Consider the following 18,845-nt stretch of genomic DNA (forward strand, 5'->3'; position numbering starts at 1 on the left):
ACGCGTTCCGGCTGAAGCACGACCGGCGTCGTGCCCTGGCTGCTGACCTGGTTGCAGCCCGCGCGGATTCGCGGCAAGCCTGCGACACGACAGCAGGGAGGCCGCCATGACCCATTCGACCCCGACACGCCGGGACGCCCGCCCATGAGCCGCGTCGTGGACATGGATGGGCTTCTGGCCGAGGCGCTGGCGCTGATGGAACGGCCGGGGCGGCAGGTCCTCGCCATCGCGGGGGCGCCCGGTTCGGGCAAGAGCACCACGGTCGAAACCCTGCTGGAGCGTATCGAGGCGATCCATCCCGGGCAGGCCGCGATCCTGCCGATGGACGGTTTCCATTACGACGACGCGGTGTTGCACGCCATGGGCCGCCGCCTGTGGAAAGGCGCGCCGGATACCTTCGACGTGGGCGGCCTTGCCTCCGTCCTCACCCGCCTGCGCGCCGGGACGGAGGGGGTGGCCGTTCCCGTCTTTGACCGCGCGCTGGAAATCTCGCGCGGGTCGGCCCGGCTGATCGCCCCCGAGGCGCGTCTGATCCTTGCGGAAGGCAATTACCTGCTGCTCGACCGCGCGCCCTGGTCGGCGCTGGCCGACCTCTACGACCTGACGGTGATGGTGGACGTCCCGGAAGAGGAGCTAGCCCGCCGCCTGCGCCGCCGCTGGGAGCACTACAAGCTGACCGAGGACGAGATCGGCCAGAAGCTGGAGGTGAACGACCTGCCCAACGGCCGCACCGTGCGCGATGACAGCCGCCCCGCCGACCTCGTCCTGCACCAGTGATCAGCCGGTCGGGTCCAGCGCTGCCTCGCGCGTGTCGAGCCGCGGCCCCTCTGGGGTGAGCGTCAACGTCACGGAGCGCGCCCCGTGGCTGCGGGTGAGGGCGAGGCCGTAGGGCGTTTCCTCCACCGTGACCGTGCCCTGACCAAAGACTTCCGGCCAGCGGCGCCGCAGGCGCAGCAGTTCGCGCAGCAGCGCCGTTTTTCGTTCCCCGAAATCAGTCAGGGATTGCGACGGGTCGAGCGGCGCGCGGTTGTCCGGATCGGTGAGCGCAAAACTGCCCGCCTCGGTGCCCTGGTAGATATCCGGCACGCCGGGGATCAGGCAGCGCAATGCCAACTGGTCGAGCGACAGCGCCTCGCCCAGTGTCACCAGTTCGGTCAGCGCCGGGTCGGGGGCCTTGCGCCATGCCGCCAGCAGGGCGCGGGCAAAGGTCTGCGCCTCGCCCTCGGCCCGCGCATCGGGGTCGTGCCAGGAGGTCACTTCCTTCGCCTCGCGCAGCGCCTTCTCCATGTGGGCGGCCAGCCGGTCCTCAAGGTCTGTGCGCCCCTCTTCCCAGATCGCCAGCGCCGACTGCAGCGCGTACCAACGGATGGAATCGTCCACAGTTTCGCCGGCCTCGATCGACTGCGCGCGGGACCAGAGCGCGCGCGCTGCCTCAGGGCGGTGGGTCAGGGCGACAAGGCGGGCGCGCGCGTCTTCGGCCCGTTTCGTGTCATGGCTGGAACCAAGCGTCATCGCCTCCGGCCATTGCGCCAGTCGGTCACGACACCATTCGGCAAAGGCTGCCGGGGTCAGTGATTCCGCGTCGGGTTCCGAGCCGACTTCCGCCTCTGCCAGACACCGGGTGTGGCGGTAGAAAGCAGTATCTTCCTGTGCCTTCGCCACCACCGCGCCGGTGACCTGCTGATAGCGGCGGGTAAAGCCCTGCACGGCGGGACCATTGGCCTGCACCATCAAAGTGCAGAGCGCGTCGAGCGTCGCCCGGTCCCTCAGCAGGGTTGCCGCCTCTTCGCGCATGTGGCGGATCAGGGCGCTGTCCTCGGGGCGCGGGCCGTCTACGTCGATGTAGCTGCGGTACTGTGGAAAGACGGTGAGCATGGCACGGAGTGTGTCGCGCAGGTCGGCAGGGGACTCCTGGCCAATTTCGGTCAGCGCCGCGCCGGCGCGGGTGACGAGCTCGTTCAGTTCGGCGCCCAGATCGCCGGCGAGGATCTCGCGCCGGGCTTGCCGGCAGGCGTCCTCGTAGCCGCCGCGCGCGCCCGTGGCGCCGCGCCAGATCGTATCGAGCCGGTCCAGACCACCGCCGTCCAGCAACAACCGGGTGATGCGGTCGTTTGCCTCGTATCCGGTGGTACCCTCTATAGGCCAATCGGGCAGGGGCTCGTCGCCCGTCAGGATCTTTTCCACCCAGATCGGCGTGTCGGGGCTCGCCTCCGCGCGCAGCCAGCGCAGATATTCAGCGGGATCGGCCAACCCGTCGACGTGATCGATGCGCAGACCCTGTGCCAGTCCTTCGCGCAGGAGGCGCAGCGGCAGCGCGTGCATGGCGTCAAACACGGCGCGGTCCTCCACCCGCATCCCGATCAGTTGGGTGATGTTGAAAAAACGTCGGTGCGTCAGCCGCCTGCGCTCCGTCTGCCAGAACCGCAGGTGCCAGTGCTGGCGCTCCAGCACATCAGCGACCGGTCCCGATGTCGTGCCCGGCGCCAGTGGCAACCAGCCGCCCTCCCAGACGATCCGCTCGCCTTCAAGGCGAAAGGCGCCCTCCTCCAGCATTTCTTCAAGCGGTTTGGGCAGGATCGGGAGGATCAGGCCGCGCCCCCAGTCGACGTCGAAGAATGGCGCATAGGCGCTGTCCGCCCCGTGGGTGAGGGCGTCCAGCAGCCAGGGGTTTTCGACGCTCAGTACCGTGTGGTTGGGTACGAGGTCGAGGATGATCTGCAAGCCGTGTCCCCGGGCTGCCTTGGCCAGACGGGCAAAACCGTCCTCCCCGCCCAGCGTCGGGTCGATCTCTGCCGGGTTCGCCACGTCGTAGCCGTGGGTGGACCCCTCGGCGGCGGTAAATAGCGGCGACAGGTAGAGGTGGCTCACCCCGAGTTGGGAAATATGCGGCAGAAGGTCGATCGCGCGGGCGAAATCGACGCCCTGGCGCAGTTGCAGGCGATATGTGGCAACGGGGTGGCTCATGTGATCTGGACCTCGATGGAAAAGGAGTCGTGGCCGGGTTGGCCAAGGCGGAAGTCCGGGGCCTCCAGCGCGGGGCCGGGCAGGGGGTCGCCCAGAGACAGACGCATATGCAGTCTCCCGGCGTTGAAGGGCCAGCGGACTTCGAAGGCGCGGCCATGGCGGGACACGTCGCCCTCGCCGATCTTGCCGGATGCGAGCAGCGGCACGATTTTCGCGGCGCGGATCTGTGTCAACTGGCGGGTCAGGGCGCGCCAGTCCTCGGCGCGCGCCGGGTCGGGGGCGGGGTAGGGGCGGCAGGCCTCCATCGTCGCGACGGCGCAAGGGTCCGGAATGTTGGAAGTGTCATAGCCGATTGCGGACAGTTCCCGCGCGCGCCCCTTGCGCACGGCGTCGCGCCCGTCGTCGGTGGGCGGATCGCAGAAGAAGTGGAAAGGAGTGGTACTGCCCTCTTCCTCACCCATGAACAGCATCGGGACGAAGGGCATCAGCAGCAGCGCGGCGTGCACCGTGCGAGCAGGGTCTTCGCCGACGAGGGAGATCAGGCGGCGTCCTTCGGGCCTGTTGCCCGCCTGATCGTGGGTCAGATTGGCGTTCACGAAGGCGGTCCACGGAAGATGCGCGGCCGGGGCGCCTCGGGGGGGCAGATACCCGTCTGGGCCGTCGCCGTTCCGCGCGGGACGCGACTGCCCCTCGTCCACCTGCCCGCGTGCCAGCGCATGGGCGATGTCGCCAAACGGATCGGCGGCGAAGCGGTCGTAGTAGCCCTGCGTTTCGCCGGTCAGGGCAACATGCAGGGCATTGTGCCAGTCGTCGTTCCACTCCGCATCGAAACCGTTCTCCCGCAGATGCGTCAGGTTGCGTTCGTCCTCGCAGATCAGGTGGATAGGTCGATCCCGCACCTCTTCGCGCAGCTTCACCGCAAGGTCGCGCAGGAAACGCTGATCCTGCCCGTCGCGGATCTCGTGCACCGCGTCCAGCCGGAAGCCATCGAGACGGTAGTCCTTCAGCCAGCTGACCGCCGCCTCGCGAAAGAACGCCTGAACCGGCAATTTGGCAAAATCGATACCACCGCCCCATGGCGTATGCGTGTCGGAGAAAAACTCCGGCGCATAGGCGGGCAGGGCGTTTCCGAAGGGGCCGAAGTGGTTCATCACCAGGTCGAGCAGCACCATCATGCCCAGTTCCTGCGCCTGCCGCACGAATGCGCGCAACTCGTCGGGGGTGCCGTAGGCCGGATGCGGTGCGGCGATCAGAACGCCGTCGTAGCCCCAGCCCCGCGCGCCCTCGAACTGCGAAACAGGCATGAGTTCGACGCAGGTGATCCCAAGGGCGGCAAGATCGGGCAGGCGGCGTGCGGCGGCGGTGAAGGTTCCTTCGGTGGTGAAACTGCCGACGTGCAGTTCGAAGATCACCGCATCGTGCAGCGGCCGCCCGTCCCAGGGCGCGCCCCAGTCGAAGCGGCGCGCATCGACAGTGAGCGAGGGCGAAAGCGGTCCGCCCTGCTGATGGCGGGACAAAGGATCCGGGCGATCCTCTCCATCCACACGGAACACATAGGGCAAACCATCGCGGGCCGTTACGTCGGTTTGCCAGTGACCACCCGCGTCCCGGGTCATGGCGTGGTCGGTGCCGTCCAGCTGCAGCATGACCTCCCGCGCCGAAGGCGCCCAGAGTGCGAAACGCCAGCGATCCGCCTCCAGTGGCCGCGCTCCCCATAGTGCAGCACTCATGCCCTCAACACCGCGACAGACTGCGGCGAGAGCATCAGGTCCGCCTCGGCGGCTTCGTCGCAATCCACCGGATCGCGGGCCGTGTCGAGGATCAGGTGCCAGTCGCCCTCGGGCAGGGTGAATTCGCATTCATCGCCCGCGTTGAACACCAGAAGCAGCGCCGGCTGGTCGCCGGTTTCGTGACGCAGGGCAACCGCTTGCAGGCCTGCGTCCTGCCAGTCGCCGTCGGTCATCTCGCGGCCTTCGGGGTGATGCCAGGTGCTGGCCGTCGCCTCCGGACGCGGCCAGAAACCATAGGGCGCCAGCAGATCGCGGCGCTCGCGGCGAAGTTTCGTCAGCGCCGCCACTGCCTCCGTCATTTCGGGGCGGGCGGCGTCCCAGTCGATCCAGGTCGTTTCATTGTCCTGGCAATAGGCGTTGTTATTGCCGTCCTGCGTCTGGCCCAGCTCGTCACCTGCAAGGATCATCGGCACGCCCTGCGACAGCAGCACTGTCGCCAGCATGGCCTTGGCCCGGCGCAGGCGGGCGGCGGTCACGGTCTCATCGTCGGTGGCGCCCTCGACCCCCATGTTGTCGGACAGGTTGTGCGAATGGCCGTCGCGGTTGTCCTCGCCATTGGCCTCGTTGTGCTTGTCGTTGAAGCTGACCGTGTCCCAGAGGGTGAAACCGTCATGCGCCGCCACGAAATTGATCGACGACGAGGCGGGGCGCAACGAGTGGTCGAACTGAACCGGGCTGGCCACCAGACGCTCTGCCAGATCCGGGAGCAGGCCCTGATCCCGCCGCCAGAAGGCTCGGACGTCGTCGCGGAACTTGTCGTTCCACTCCCGGAAGGGCCAGGGGAAGCCGCCAACCTGATAGCCGCCTTCACCCACGTCCCATGGCTCTGCGATCAGCTTGACCTGGCTCAGCACGGGGTCCTGCCGCAGCGCGTTGAAAAAGGCGCCTTCGCGCTCGAACCCCTGCGGTTCACGCCCCAGGGTGGAGGCGAGATCGAACCGGAAGCCGTCGACGTGCACCGCCTCCACCCAGTAGCGGAGACTGTCCATTACCATACGCAGCACCATCGGATGAGCAACGTTCAGCGTATTTCCGGTGCCGGTGGTGTCGAACCCGTGGCGCGGGTTGTCGGGCGAGAGCAGGTAGTAGGACGCGTTGTCGATGCCCCGGAAGGACAGGGTCGGGCCCAGCTCGTTGCCCTCGGCGGTGTGGTTGTAGACCACGTCCAGGATCACCTCGATCCCGGCGGCGTGGAACTTCTTGACCGCCGCGCGGACCTCGCGCACGTCCTCGCCAGCCAGGTAATTGCGGTTCGGCGCGAAGAAACCCAGCGTATTGTAACCCCAGTAATTGCGCAGGCCCTGCTCTTCCAGATGGCGGTCCTGTACGATGGCGTGGATCGGCAGAAGCTCGATCGTCGTCACACCCAGCCTGTGCAGATGGTCGATGATGGGATCGCTGGCCAGTGCCTTGATCGTGCCCCGGTCGGCCTCGACGACGCCGGGGTGGCGCATGGTCAGCCCCTTGGCGTGGGCTTCGTAGATAACGGTATCGCGCCATGGAATCTGCGGTGAGGCGTCCGCCTCCCAGTCAAAGACCGGATCGGCCACCACCGCCTTTGGCATGAAGGGCGCGCTGTCACGGGTGTCGCGCTCCAGATCGGACCCGCCCACCGGGTAGCCAAAGAGCGCGTCGTCCCATTTGAGATAGCCTCGCATGGCCTGCGCGTAAGGGTCGAGCAGCAGCTTGTGGGGATTGAACCGATTCCCCTGCTCGGGTTCGAACGGCCCATGCACGCGGTAGCCGTAGGCCTGCCCCGGCATCAGATCGGGCACCCGACCGAAATGGATGCCACCCTCGGCGCGCGGCATCTCGAGGCGGGAAAGCTCGGTTTCTCCCGCCGCATCGAAGAGGCAAAGTTCCACCTTCTCGGCGTTCTCGGAAAACAGCGCGAAATTGGTCCCGGATCCGTCGAAACGCGCGCCCAGTCGGTCGGGGCGCGCGTCGGTGGCGGTGATCGTCAGATCGCGGGGGTCGGGGTGCCCCTCGCTGTGTCTGTCTGGTTGTTTGTCGAACATTTCAGTGTCCCAATGAGGCATGATTGCCACGTCCGGCGGAGGTGCCTAGGCGGGCGGAGGTATAGGCGCGAGTGGCAGCGGCGCGGCGCGCCATCATTTCGGAGGTGATCAGCACGGTCTCTCCGTCGCGGCGGAACCAGCGGGCGTCCTCCGCGTGGTCGAAGCCCGCGACAAACCCGTCAGGCAGAACCACGTCGTGCGCGACGATCACCTTGTTCAGGCGACAGCGCCAACCCAGCCGAGCGCCGGGCATCAGGACAGAGCCGTCAACGGTTGCGTGGGCGCGCGCGGGCGGGAGGCCGGTCATGGTGTGCGGCAGACGCACGGGCGGCGTCGATCCGAGGAAATCGAGCCATGCCAGCCGGTAGGCCTCCAACGTGCCGACATCCCGCCAGTAGGCCCCCGTGCCGGGGCGCACATCGGGCAGGCGATAAATACCGAGCGCGTCATCGGCCATGGCGCGGGGCAGCACGTCGTGGCCAAAGTCCATCGCGCCGTCGTCATCCATCAGAACGGCGCGCAGCCACTCCCAGTCCAGGACGTAGATGCCGGTCGAGGCCAGTGCCCGACCCGCGTCGCCCGGCATGGGAACGGGATTCGCGGGCTTCTCGGCAAAACCTGTCGCACTGCCATCCGGCCCTTCGGAAAACACCCCGAAACTGCGCGCCTGCTCCAGCGGAACGGCGGTGGTGGCAACGGTGACGGGCTGCTTGTGGCCCCGGTGGTGTGCAAGCAGCGCGTGCAGGTCGATGTCCAGCACATGGTCGCCGGAGAGGATCATCACCTCCTCCGGCGCCAACGCATCGATGGCGGAAACATTGCGGCGCAGCGGATCGGCGGTGCCGCGATAGCCCTCCGCACCGAATGTGCGCCCATCCAGCACCCGCAATCCCTTGGGTAGAAACGTCGCCCAATGATCGGAGAGGTGCTGCGCCAGATCCTCCGGCCGGTACTGTGTCGCCACCATCAGACGCCCGAATCCCGTGCGCACAACGGCATCGAGGATGAAGTCCACGATCCGGCCCTCGCTTCCGCCAAATGGCAGTGCGGGCTTGCACTGTGAATCGGTCAGCTCGTGAAGGCGCGACCCACGGCCGCCCGCAAGAAGAAAGGGCAGGCAGCGGTCGACGGGGGGAGTGGCAGAGGCCATGACGTGTTCCTGTCAGATACGTGCGCGCCTTGTGGTCGCGCAAAATACATGCGCGGCTCCGGCGTCGCTTCACTTGTAAGCCATGTTCGCCCGTCGGTGGTTGCGGGCGAAAACCGTTATCGGGTAGAGTGTCTACGCCAATAGAACACACACCCCCCGGACCAAGTTCCGGCAAATGTTGTGGATGTGATGATGTTTTTCTCGGCGCACGGATTCGTGCATCTGCAATTAACGTGCCGTTCCAAAAGGGAAACCTCGTTGCGCCCGGAGAAAGGACTTCGGCAGGGGGCGAGCCAGACCTGCCTTCTTTGTGAGGGAACCCATGAAGGTGCATCCATCGCACTCAGGACGGTCAATTGGTGGCAATATCCGGAGCCTCCGCACGCGGAAAGGGCCGTGACCGGCGATCACAGCCGACCCAGCGGGTATGGGGTGAATGGCCCGTTCGTATGACCGGAAAGCCCGTATGACCGGAAAGCAAGCCGCGTGCGGGATCGCGGCTTGCTCGCATATCGTCAGGATATCAGCAGCGCGATCAAGCAGTGGGAAAATAGCCCGGTCGCCCTGCAGTGGGTCACGGGCTTTCCGCCTCGGCAACGTGCTGTTTCACGGCAAGAAAGCTGTCTGGCGTTACCGAGATCGAGTCGATTCCGGCGGCGACCAGCGTGCGTGCGAAATCGGGATAGTTTGACGGGGCCTGCCCGCACAGGCCGATCTTGCGGTCGGCGGCGTGCGCCTTTTCGATGGCGGTGCGGATCATCCAGACCACCGCCGGGTCGCGTTCGTTGAACAGCCCCGACAGACGGTCGCTGTCGCGGTCTATGCCCAGCGTCAGCTGAGTCAGGTCGTTCGATCCGATGGAAAACCCGTCAAAGCGTTTTGCGAATTCCTCTGCCATGATGACGTTCGAGGGTATCTCGCACATGACGTAGAGTTCCAGGTCGTTCTGGCCGCGTTCCAGACCCTCTGCCTGCATGACGGACAGGACCTTGTCGGCTTCCTCGGGGGTGCGACAGAAGGGGACCATGACCTTTACGTTTCTGAACCCCATCTCTTCGCGCAGCCGGTGAATGGCCTGACATTCCAGCCGGAACCCGTCGCTGTAGCCCGGATCGTAGTAGCGCGAGGCGCCGCGCCAGCCGATCATCGGATTTTCCTCCTCGGGTTCGAATTCCCGCCCGCCGAGCAGATCAGCGTATTCGTTGGTCTTGAAGTCGCTCAGACGCAATATCATCGGATTTGGATGGCAGACCGCCGCGATCCGCGACAACCCACGCGAAAGACGGTCGACGAAGTATTCCCGCTTGTCGTCGTAACCCGCTGTCAGATCGGCGATTTCGGCGCGCGCGGCGTCGTCCTTCAGCCGGTCGAAATCGGTCAGCGCGCGGGGGTGGATGCGGATGGCGTTGGAAATGACGAATTCCATCCGGGCAAGGCCCACGCCATCGGCGGGCAGCCGCCACCAGCGCGCCGCCGTGGCCGGATTGGCGAGGTTCAGCATCACCTTGGTCCGGGTCTGCGGCACATGGTCGAGGTCCAGATCTTCGACCTGGTATTCGGCGATGCCCTCGTAGACGTGCCCCACGTCGCCTTCGGCGCAGCAGACGGTGACCTCCTGCAAATCGTGCAGCAGGTGAGTGGCGTTGCCGCAGCCGACGATGGCGGGCACACCCAGCTCGCGGCTGACGATGGCGGCGTGGCTTGTGCGCCCGCCGTGGTCCGTCACGATGGCCGAAGCGCGCTTCATCACCGGCACCCAGTCCGGGTCGGTGTTCGAGGTGACAAGGATCGCCCCATCAACGAAGCGGTCTATGTCGGCCACATCCTCGATCAGGCAGACGGCGCCGGTGGCGATCTGTTCGCCGACCGACAGCCCGGAAATCAGTTCGGGACCGTGCTTGCCGATGGAATAGCTGCGCAGCGCGGCGCCGTGTAGCGTGGATTGCACGGTTTCTGGTCGGGCCTGTACGATGTACAGCTTGTGGGTCTCGCCGTCCCGGGCCCATTCCATGTCCATAGGCATTCCGTAATGGCGTTCGATCACCGTGGCCTGACGCGCGAGGTCCAGCACCTCGTCGTCACTCAGCACAAAGGCCGCGCGTTCCGCGCGCGAGGTGGGGACGTTCCTGACCGGGCGGGGGGTGGATTTGTCCGCGTAGATCATCTTGATCTCCTTGGAACCCAGCTTGCGCTCGATGATCGGCCGCAGGGCGGGATCGTCGAGGAACGGTTTGTAGACCTGGTATTCATCCGGGGTGACGGCCCCTTGCACCACGTTTTCGCCCAACCCCCAGGCGGCATTGATCAGCACGACCTTGTCCCAGCCGGATTCAGTGTCGATGGAGAACATCACCCCAGACCCGCCGATGTCGGAGCGGACCATCTGCTGCACGCCCACGGACAGGGCCACATCGAGGTGGTCAAACCCCTTGGCGTTTCGGTAGCTGATCGCCCGGTCGGTGAACAACGAGGCATAGCAGTTGCGGCAGGCCTTCAGAACGTCCTCCTCGCCCGAGACGTTCAGAAAGGTTTCTTGCTGCCCGGCAAAGCTGGCGTCGGGCAGGTCCTCGGCGGTGGCGCTGGACCGCACCGCGACCGAGAGCGCAGGCCGGCCGGTGCGGTTGCACAGGGTACGGTAGGCGGCGGTGATCGCCTGCGCGGTGTCCTCGTGCCAGTCGCCCGAAGCGATCGCCTTGCGGATGGTATTCCCGGCCTCGTGCAGGGTGATCTTGCCAGCGTCCAGCCGCTGCATCGTGTCGCCGATCAGGCTGGCCAGGCCGTTGGCTTCGATAAACCGCCGGAAGGCGCCCGCGGTGGTGGCAAAGCCGGGTGGAACGGCAATGCCGAGTCCGCCCAGTTCCCGCACCATTTCGCCCAGCGATGCGTTCTTGCCGCCGACAAGGGGCACATCATCGCGGCGCACGTCCTCGAAGAAAATCACTTCGCCCGTCGCGGTCTGGTTGGTGGTCATCGTCGGCCTCCCCTGCGCCACATGTTGCACAGAGATTATCCAAAGGCACCGCCGGGGCGTTGACCTCGATCAAGTCGCCCTCCAGTTACATTGCCTGCCCGGTGTCCGGGGTGAACAGCTTGGCCTTGGTCATGTCGACTTCGAAGCGAAACCGGGTCCCCTCCGGGCGGGCGTCTTCGGGGCGGACGCGGGCGATCATCTCGGTGCCGCCGATGTCGAAGACGATCATCGTGTCCGGACCGGTGGGCTCGACCACCTCGACCGCTTCCTCGAAGACAAAGCGGTTCTCGCCGGGAAGTTCGGTTTCCGCCGCGAAAATCGATTCCGGCCGCAGTCCGAGGACGACCTGATCGCCGTCCTGCAGTGTCACGCGGTCGGCCAATGGGCGGGGCAGGGGGAAACGCAGGCCGGTGCCCTTTGGCTGAACGGCCAATGCCGCCCCGTTCCGGCACAGCACCCCCGGAAGCATGTTCATCGGCGGCGACCCCATGAAGCCCGCCACGAACAGGTCGACGGGGTTCTCATAGATGTCGGCCGGCGGCGCAAACTGGCGGATGTGGCCGTTGTCCATCACCGCGATGCGGGTGGCCAGCGTCATCGCCTCGATCTGGTCGTGGGTTACGTAGACGATGGTCTTGCCCAGCCGCTGGTGTAATTTCTTGATCTCAGTGCGCATGGAGATGCGCAGCTTCGCGTCGAGGTTGGACAACGGCTCGTCGAACAGGAAGACCTCCGGCTTGCGTACGAGGGCGCGGCCCATGGCGACGCGCTGGCGCTGGCCACCTGAAAGCTGCCCCGGCTTGCGGTCCAGCAGGTGGTCTATCTGCAAAAGCTGGCTGAATTCTTCCAGCGCTGCCTGCTGGTTGTCCTTCGGAATGCGCCGGGTCTGCATACCGAAGGTGATGTTGTCGCGCACGGTTTTGGTCGGGTAAAGCGCGTAGGATTGAAACACCATGGCGATGTCGCGGTCGCGCGGCGGCACGTCGTTGACCAGCTTGCCACCGATGCGGATCGCGCCACCGGTCGCGGTTTCCAACCCCGCGATCAGATTCAACAGCGTGGACTTGCCGCAGCCCGACGGCCCGACCAGCACGACGAACTCGCCCGGTTCGATCTCCATGTCGATGCCCTTGATCACCTCGGTGGCACCAAAGGACTTGCGAAGCTTTTCCAGCCGGATTCCCGAGGCCATGGCTATCCTTTCACCGCGCCGGCGGACAGCCCGCGCACAAAATACGCGCCGGCCACCACATAGACCAGCATGGTGGGCAGCGCGGCGATGATCGCGGCGGCCATGTCGACGTTGTATTCCTTCACCCCGGTCGAGGTGTTCACCACGTTGTTCAGCGCCACCGTCACCGGGTTGCTGTCGCCGATGGTGAAGGCCACGCCGAACAGGAAGTCGTTCCAGATCTGGGTGAACTGCCAGATCACCGTGACCACGATGGCCGGGATCGACATTGGCAGCACGATCCGGAAGAAGATGCCGAAGAACCCCGCCCCGTCGACCTTGGCCGCCTGGAGGATGCCGTCCGACACGCTGACGAAGAAGTTTCGGAAAAACAGCGTGGTAAATGCAAGGCCATAGACCGTATGCACTAGGATGAGCCCCGGCACGGTGCCCGCCAGCCCCAGCTGCCCCAACGTGCGTGCCATCGGCAACAGCACAACCTGAAATGGAATGAAAGCACCGAACAGGATCAAAGCAAAAATCCAGTCGGCGCCGGGAAAGCGCCACTTCGTCAGCGCATAGCCGTTGATCGCGCCCAGCGTCGTGGACAGGATCACCGCCGGAACCGCCATCGCGATGGAATTCCACATGAAAGGTTTCAGCCCGTCGCAGCGCACACCGACGCACGCCGAATCCCAGGCCTTTGCCCAGGCATCAAAGGTGATCGCCTGCGGCAGGCTCAGCAGGGTGCCCTCGCGGATCTCGGCCAGCGACTTCAGCGAGGTCGAGACCATGACCACCAGCGGCAGGAGGTAATACAGGCAGAACAGCCCCAGCACGGCGAACAGGCCCATCCGCATCAGCACGCTGCGCAGGCCCTTCGGCTGGACGATCCCGCTGGTGCGGCGCTGTCTCATCGGTTGGTCCGCCGCAGTTCGGAATACAGGTATGGCACGATGATCGCCGTGATGGTCATCAGCATCATCGTGGCGCTCGCCGCCGCTACGCCCAATTCGCTGCGCTGGAAGGCGAAGGCATACATGAAGGTTGCCGGCATATCGGTGGCATAACCCGGCCCACCGCCCGTCAGCGCGATCACCAGATCAAAGCTCTTGATCGCCAGGTGTGCGAGGATGATGACCGTGGACAGGAATACCGGTCGCAGGATCGGCAGGACGATGGAGGTGTAGGTCTTCCACCCGCTGGCGCCGTCGACTGCGGCGGCCTTCAGGATCTCGTCATCGACGGACCGCAATCCGGCAAGGAACAGCGCCATGGCATAGCCGGAGCTTTGCCAGACCGCCGCCAGTACCAGCGTGTAGATCGCGTAATCGGAGTTCACAAGCCAATCGAAGGTAAAGTCCTCGAACCCGACCTCCCGCATGAATCGTTGCAGTCCCAACCCGGGGTTCAGCAGCCATTTCCAAACGGTCCCGGTGACGATGAAGGATAGCGCCATCGGGTACAGGTAAATGGTGCGGATAAGCCCCTCGGCGCGGACGCGCTGGTCCAGAAGGATGGCCAGCAGGATGCCGATCGCCATGGCGATGACGATGAACAGGCCGGAGAACACGAACAGGTTGAGGATCGCCACATACCAGCGCGGCGTGGCCCAGAGGCGTTCGTATTGCGCTAGTCCCTGGAAGTCATAGACCGGCATGACCCCGGAGGGCGTCATGGATATGTACGCCGTCCACGCGATGAAGCCGTAGACAAAGAACAGGCTGAGCGCGAACAGCGGCAGCACCACGATCCGTGGCAGCTGCCGTTCGATCCAGCGTTCGGCTTGTAGTCTGGGGGATGGATGTTCGGTCATTGCAATGCGGCAGGGGCCGGGGATGGTACCGGCCCCCTCCAGCCCGTCACATGGCGCGCATGATGGCAGCGGACAGCCGCTCGGTTGCGTCCTCGGAACTCATGTCGGAATTGAAGAACTCCGTCACAAGGTCGAGGATCTCCCCGCGCACCGACCGCGGGATCGCCATCTCGTGCGCCATCGACGGCACCAGCGCGTCGCTTTCGACGGCCTTCAGCAGGTCCTCGTGGGACTTCTGCGCACACATGTCGAAATCATCCAGCGACACGTCAGTACGCGCGGGGATCGACCCCTTGGCCAGGTTGAAGGTCTTCTGGAACTCGGGCGACATGATCAGGCTCGCCAGCACCTGCTGGCCCTTCAACTTGTCCTCACCCGACACCTTGAAGAAGGTGAAGCTGTCGGAGTTCAGGACAAACCCGTTACCCGGTGTCGGCGCGCAGAGGAAATCCTCGCCCGGCACCTTTCCGGCGGCAAGAAATTCGCCCTTGGCCCAGTCGCCCATGATCTGGAAGGCCGCCTCGCCGCGCATCACCATGGCGGTGGCGAGGTTCCAGTCGCGACCGGGGAAGTTCGGGTCCACATAGCCGCGCAGCTTGCGCAACTGGTCAAAGGACGCGACCATGGTCGGGGAGGCGAGCGCCTCCGGGTCGAGTTCAACCAGGGCCTTGCGGTAGAAATCCGGCCCGCCGACACCGAGCACCACATCTTCGAACAGAGTGGCGTCCTGCCAGGCCTGCCCGCCGTGGCCCAGTGGCGTAATACCCGCCGCTTGCAGTTTGTCCGCGGCGGCGTTGAATTCTTCCCAGGTGGTGGGCATATCCTCGACGCCCGCCTTGGCCAGCGCCTCGGGGTTGGCCCAGAGCCAGTCGACGCGGTGGATGTTCACCGGGGCGGCGACGTAGTTGCCATCGTATTTCATGATCGTGGCCAGCGCGGGCGGCAATACGCTGTCCCAGTGCTCGGCCGTTGCCACCTCCTGAACGTCGTTCAGGGCGCCCTGCTGGGCCCATTCCTGGATGCCGGGGCCCTTCAACTGAACGGCGGTGGGCGGGTTTCCGGCTACGACGCGGGCGCGAAGTGCAGTCATCGCCGCATCGCCGCCACCGCCCGCGATGGGCGAATCGACCCAAGTGCCGCCTTGCGCCTCGAAGGCGTCCTTCAGCGTGCCGACGGCCTTGGCTTCGCCGCCCGAGGTCCACCAGTGCAAAACCTCGACGGTGCCTTCGGCGTGAACGGCGCTACTGACGCCCAAGGCCGCGACGGCACAGGCTGCATGCTTGGCCGCGTGCATGGCCGAATTCAATCCACGAAAAAGTCGCATCTGTCATATCCTCCCGAGATGACAGCGGGGGCACCGTGACGGCCCGGTCTCGCGCGATGCGAGGCGGCCCGCAGCCCCCGCTTGCCTTGACGTTAACACCGCGTTTGTCGCGTTCCCTTGACCTCGGTCAATGGGTGGGGGTTTTCATGCCCCGGACATGGCCGCCGCAAGGTAGTCCACCGCCAGTGCGACGGTGGCGATCCGGGGGTAATCCACTTCGGGGATGTTCACGCCCGTGCGCTCGTGCAGGGCGGTCACGATGTTGAGAATATCCATCGAGTCGAGCTCGAGGTCGTCCTGGAGGTGGTCGTGGTCCCCCACGGAGGCCGCGTCGATGTCGGGCGCGACGCGGGTCAGTTCCTCGAGGTAGATGGTGCGGATCTCGGCTGGGGTCATAGGCTTTCGGGGTCCTGGATGAGGGTTTCGAACTCGGTGAGAAAGCGCGCCGCCTGGCGGCCGTCGCTGGCGCGGTGATCGGCGGAGAGCGTGACGGTGATGGTGCTGCGGGGCATGACCTCTTCGCCCACCAGCCAGGGCCGCCGCTGCGGCGCTCCGATGCCCACCAGCGCGACCTGCGGCGGGAAGATCACCCCGGTCATGGCCTCCGGCCCGTTCTCGCCTAGGGCCGAGACGGTGATCGTGCCCTCGGTCATCTCGGAAGCCTTCAGCCGCCCCGCGCGGGCCCGAGAAACGAGGTCGCGCATCCCGGCCATGGTCTCGTCGATGGACAGTGCCGCGCCATCCATCAGCGCAGGCGCGACGAGGCCGCCGCCCCTGAGCGCGACCGCAACCCCCGGGTTAACCACTTTGGCAGGATGAAAGGCGCCGTCTTTATAGTGCCCGTTCACCGATTGCACCCGGCTTGCCGCCAGTGACACCGCGCGCAAAAACAGGGCGCCCAGCAGGATACGGTCGGCGGGGGTTCTATCCGCGTTGCGCGCGGCGAGGAAGTCGATGGCTGGCTGGGCGTCCATCGTGTGGGACAGGTAGAAATGCGGGATTGTCTGCTTCGCCCGCGTCATGGCGGCGGCGATGGCCCTTCGCATCTCGTCCATGGGCGTGCGTGGCAACGCGGGCCGCAGGGTTGGCGCAGGCGGCGCAGCACGGCGTCTGGCACCCACGTCGTCCAGTACGATGGCGCCGCCCGGCCCGCTGCCCCGAATCGTGGCAAGGTCAACGCCAAGTTCGCGTGCCCGGACGCGGGCCGCCGGGGAGGCCCGCAGCATCCGCGGCACGGCGACCGGCGTTCCAGGTTCCGGCGGCGGCTGCCGGGGCGAGGCCGGCTCTCCGGGGGCCGGTTCCGCTGACGGCTCTGCAGGCTGGCCGGCCGCCGGTTGTTCGGGCGGATTACCGGGCGGCTCTACGGGCGGTTCCTTCTGCGGTTTCGCCGGGACAGTTTCCTGCGGGGCCTCGCCCTCCGCCAGGATGACCGCCATCGGTGTGCCCACCGGCAGGGTGGCGCCGATCCGGGCAGTCAGGTCGTGCACTGTTCCGGTCTCGAAGACCTCTATCTCGATGGCGCCTTTCTGGGTTTCGACCACGGCAATCACATCGCCGCGCGCTACCGCGTCGCCTGGCCTGACAAGCCATTCGACCAGCGTCCCCGCCTCCATGTCGGCGCCGAGCGAGGGCATTCGGAATACGCCCATCTCAACGGCCCAACATGGACTTGACCGCCGCGACGATGTCGGGCGTCTGCGGGATCGCGGCATCCTCCAGATGTTTCGGGTAGGGGATCGGTACCTCCTGCGCGCAGACCCGGCCCACCGGGGCGTCCAGCGACCAGAACGCCTGTTCCATGATCCGGGCCATCACCTCGGCCGAGAGTGATCCCGACCGCCAGCCCTCGTCGACGATAAGCGCGCGCCGGGTCTTTGCGACCGAGGCCATGATGGTCGCGTCGTCCAGCGGGCGCAGGCTGCGCAGGTCGATCACCTCGGCCGAGATGCCCTGCTGCGCCAGCGCATCTGCGGCATCGAGCGTCTTGTAGAGGGAGCCGCCATAGGTAATCAGGCTGACGTCGGTGCCTTCGCGTCGCACGGCGGCCCGGTGGATGTCGACCGGTCCGGCGTTGGTGTCGAGCGGCCCGCTGCGATTGTACAGCATGACATTTTCGAAAATCAGCACCGGGTCCGGGTCCTGCAAGGCGGTCCAGAGCATGCCGCGCGCGTCCTCCAGCGTGGCGGGGGCCAGCACCTTCAGGCCGGGGATATGCCCGTACCACCCTTCGAGGCTGTGGGAATGCTGCGCCGCCAGTTGCTTGCCCGCGCCGGTGGCCATGCGGATCACCAGTGGCACGCCGAACTGGCCACCGGACATGTGGCGAATCGTGGCGGCGGTGTTCATGATCTGATCAAGCGCCAGAAGCGAGAAGTTGACCGTCATCAGTTCCACGATTGGGCGCATCCCCGCCGCCGCCGCGCCGATCCCCGCCCCCGTGAAGCCGCTTTCGGACAGCGGTGTGTCGCGGATGCGGTCCTCGCCGAACTCCGCCATCAGCCCCTTCGAGACGGCATAGCAGCCGCCGTAGGCGCCGACGTCCTCACCCAGGAGAAAGACACGGTCGTCGCGCTTCATGGCGTCGCGGATCGCCTGTTTCACCGCCTCACGGTACGTGATTTCCTCGGTCCGGCCAGAGGGCGCGACGGGCAAGGGCGGCTCCGGCTGAGGCCCGAGGACATGGGCTTGCAGCGTTTCGACGGGTTCCCAGGTCCCGGCCTCGGCAAAGGAAACAGCTTCGGCGATTTCGGCGTCCACCGCCCGTTCAATGTCGGCCACGTCCGTGTCGTGGATCAGGCCGTTCTCCAGCAGCCAGCCCTGGAAGCGGACGATGGGCCCCTTTGCGCGCCATTCCTCGACCTCGGCTCTGTCACGGTACAACTGCGCGTCGAACATGGAATGCGCCCGGAAGCGGTAAGTCCGGCATTCCAGAAGGATTGGCCGTCCGGTTTCGCGGATGCGCGCGATGGCGTTGCGGGCGGCCGCCTCCACGGCAACCACGTCCATGCCGTCGACGACCTGCGCCTCGATGCCGTAGCTCACGGCCTTGGCGTGGATGTCGGTCTGCGCCTCCGTCCGGGCCAGCGCCGACCCCATGGCGTAGCCGTTGTTCTCGCAGACAAAGAGCACGGGCAGGTCCCAGAGTTCCGCGAGGTTCATCGCCTCGTGGAACTCGCCCTCGGCCACGGCGCCCTCGCCGAAGAAACAAGCCGTCACACGGTCCTGCCCCTGCATCCGGTCGGCCAGCGCGAGCCCCGCGGCCAGCGGCAGCCCGCCGCCGACGATTGCATTGCCGCCGTAGAAGTTCGTCCCTGCGTCGAACAGGTGCATCGACCCGCCGCGCCCGCCGGAACAGCCCTCCGCCTTGCCGTACATCTCGGCCATGATGGCGGTCATGGGCACACCGCGCACCAGCGCGTGGCCGTGTTCGCGGTAGGTGGCGACGATGCGATCACCGGCCCCGAGAACCGGGATCACCCCTGCGGCGATCGCTTCTTCGCCATCGTACAGATGCAGGAACCCGCGAATCTTTTCCTGCGTGTATAGCTCGGCGCAGGCTTCTTCGAAATGTCGGATGCGGATCATATCCCTCAGCCGGTCCAGAACATGCGCCCGATCGAGATGCGGTTTTCTGGTCATGG

Annotated in this window: 13 protein-coding genes; 1 reads left to right on the forward strand and 12 read right to left on the reverse strand. The window is 66.0% G+C overall.

Going from position 1 to position 18,845, the window contains the following annotated elements:
• Positions 1-144 precede the first annotated feature (144 nt).
• Positions 145-777 carry a nucleoside/nucleotide kinase family protein gene (locus tag J5474_RS06640; protein ID WP_209360034.1) on the forward strand — a complete coding sequence of 211 codons (633 nt, stop codon included), beginning with the start codon at positions 145-147 and terminating at the stop codon, positions 775-777.
• On the opposite strand, the gene treY is transcribed toward J5474_RS06640, so the two are convergent.
• From treY to pdhA, 12 genes are all read right to left on the reverse strand, one after another.
• Entirely contained in the window at positions 778-2,964 is a 2,187-nt protein-coding gene (gene treY, locus J5474_RS06645) for a malto-oligosyltrehalose synthase (protein ID WP_209360035.1), read from the reverse strand. It lies immediately after the preceding gene.
• Positions 2,961-4,694 (reverse strand): malto-oligosyltrehalose trehalohydrolase, encoded by a 1,734-nt coding sequence (gene treZ, locus J5474_RS06650; protein ID WP_209360036.1) that lies wholly within the window; start codon positions 4,692-4,694, stop codon positions 2,961-2,963. Before treZ ends, treY begins: the two co-directional genes overlap by 4 nt.
• Positions 4,691-6,772: a glycogen debranching protein GlgX gene (gene glgX, locus J5474_RS06655; protein WP_209360037.1), complete on the reverse strand. Its 2,082-nt coding sequence runs from the start codon at positions 6,770-6,772 to the stop codon at positions 4,691-4,693. Before glgX ends, treZ begins: the two co-directional genes overlap by 4 nt.
• A gap of 1 nt (position 6,773) precedes the next feature.
• Entirely contained in the window at positions 6,774-7,922 is a 1,149-nt protein-coding gene (locus J5474_RS06660) for a sugar phosphate nucleotidyltransferase (RefSeq protein WP_209360038.1), read from the reverse strand.
• A gap of 574 nt (positions 7,923-8,496) precedes the next feature.
• Positions 8,497-10,893, reverse strand: coding sequence for a phosphoenolpyruvate synthase (gene ppsA, locus J5474_RS06665; RefSeq protein ID WP_209360039.1), 2,397 nt, complete (start codon positions 10,891-10,893; stop codon positions 8,497-8,499).
• An 85-nt stretch (positions 10,894-10,978) separates the two neighbouring features.
• Positions 10,979-12,085, reverse strand: coding sequence for an ABC transporter ATP-binding protein (locus tag J5474_RS06670; protein WP_209360040.1), 1,107 nt, complete (start codon positions 12,083-12,085; stop codon positions 10,979-10,981).
• Between the two features lie 2 nt (positions 12,086-12,087).
• The gene (locus J5474_RS06675) at positions 12,088-12,981 is read right to left on the reverse strand and encodes a carbohydrate ABC transporter permease (RefSeq protein ID WP_209360041.1); all 894 of its coding nucleotides are present in this window, start codon (positions 12,979-12,981) and stop codon (positions 12,088-12,090) included.
• Positions 12,978-13,880: a carbohydrate ABC transporter permease gene (locus J5474_RS06680; protein ID WP_209360042.1), complete on the reverse strand. Its 903-nt coding sequence runs from the start codon at positions 13,878-13,880 to the stop codon at positions 12,978-12,980. Before J5474_RS06680 ends, J5474_RS06675 begins: the two co-directional genes overlap by 4 nt.
• Before the next feature lie 46 nt (positions 13,881-13,926).
• Positions 13,927-15,174, reverse strand: coding sequence for an ABC transporter substrate-binding protein (locus J5474_RS06685; RefSeq protein ID WP_209360341.1), 1,248 nt, complete (start codon positions 15,172-15,174; stop codon positions 13,927-13,929).
• A gap of 174 nt (positions 15,175-15,348) precedes the next feature.
• The gene (locus J5474_RS06690) at positions 15,349-15,600 is read right to left on the reverse strand and encodes an acyl carrier protein (RefSeq protein ID WP_209360043.1); all 252 of its coding nucleotides are present in this window, start codon (positions 15,598-15,600) and stop codon (positions 15,349-15,351) included.
• The gene (locus tag J5474_RS06695) at positions 15,597-16,838 is read right to left on the reverse strand and encodes a dihydrolipoamide acetyltransferase family protein (protein ID WP_245216298.1); all 1,242 of its coding nucleotides are present in this window, start codon (positions 16,836-16,838) and stop codon (positions 15,597-15,599) included. The genes J5474_RS06690 and J5474_RS06695 overlap by 4 nt, the downstream gene beginning before the upstream one ends.
• Positions 16,839-16,854: 16 nt before the next feature.
• Positions 16,855-18,843, reverse strand: a complete 1,989-nt coding sequence (gene pdhA / locus J5474_RS06700; protein ID WP_245216300.1) for a pyruvate dehydrogenase (acetyl-transferring) E1 component subunit alpha — start codon at positions 18,841-18,843, stop codon at positions 16,855-16,857.
• Between the last annotated feature and the right edge of the window lie 2 nt (positions 18,844-18,845).

This window comes from Sagittula salina (assembly GCF_017813235.1).
GTDB lineage: Bacteria > Pseudomonadota > Alphaproteobacteria > Rhodobacterales > Rhodobacteraceae > Sagittula > Sagittula salina.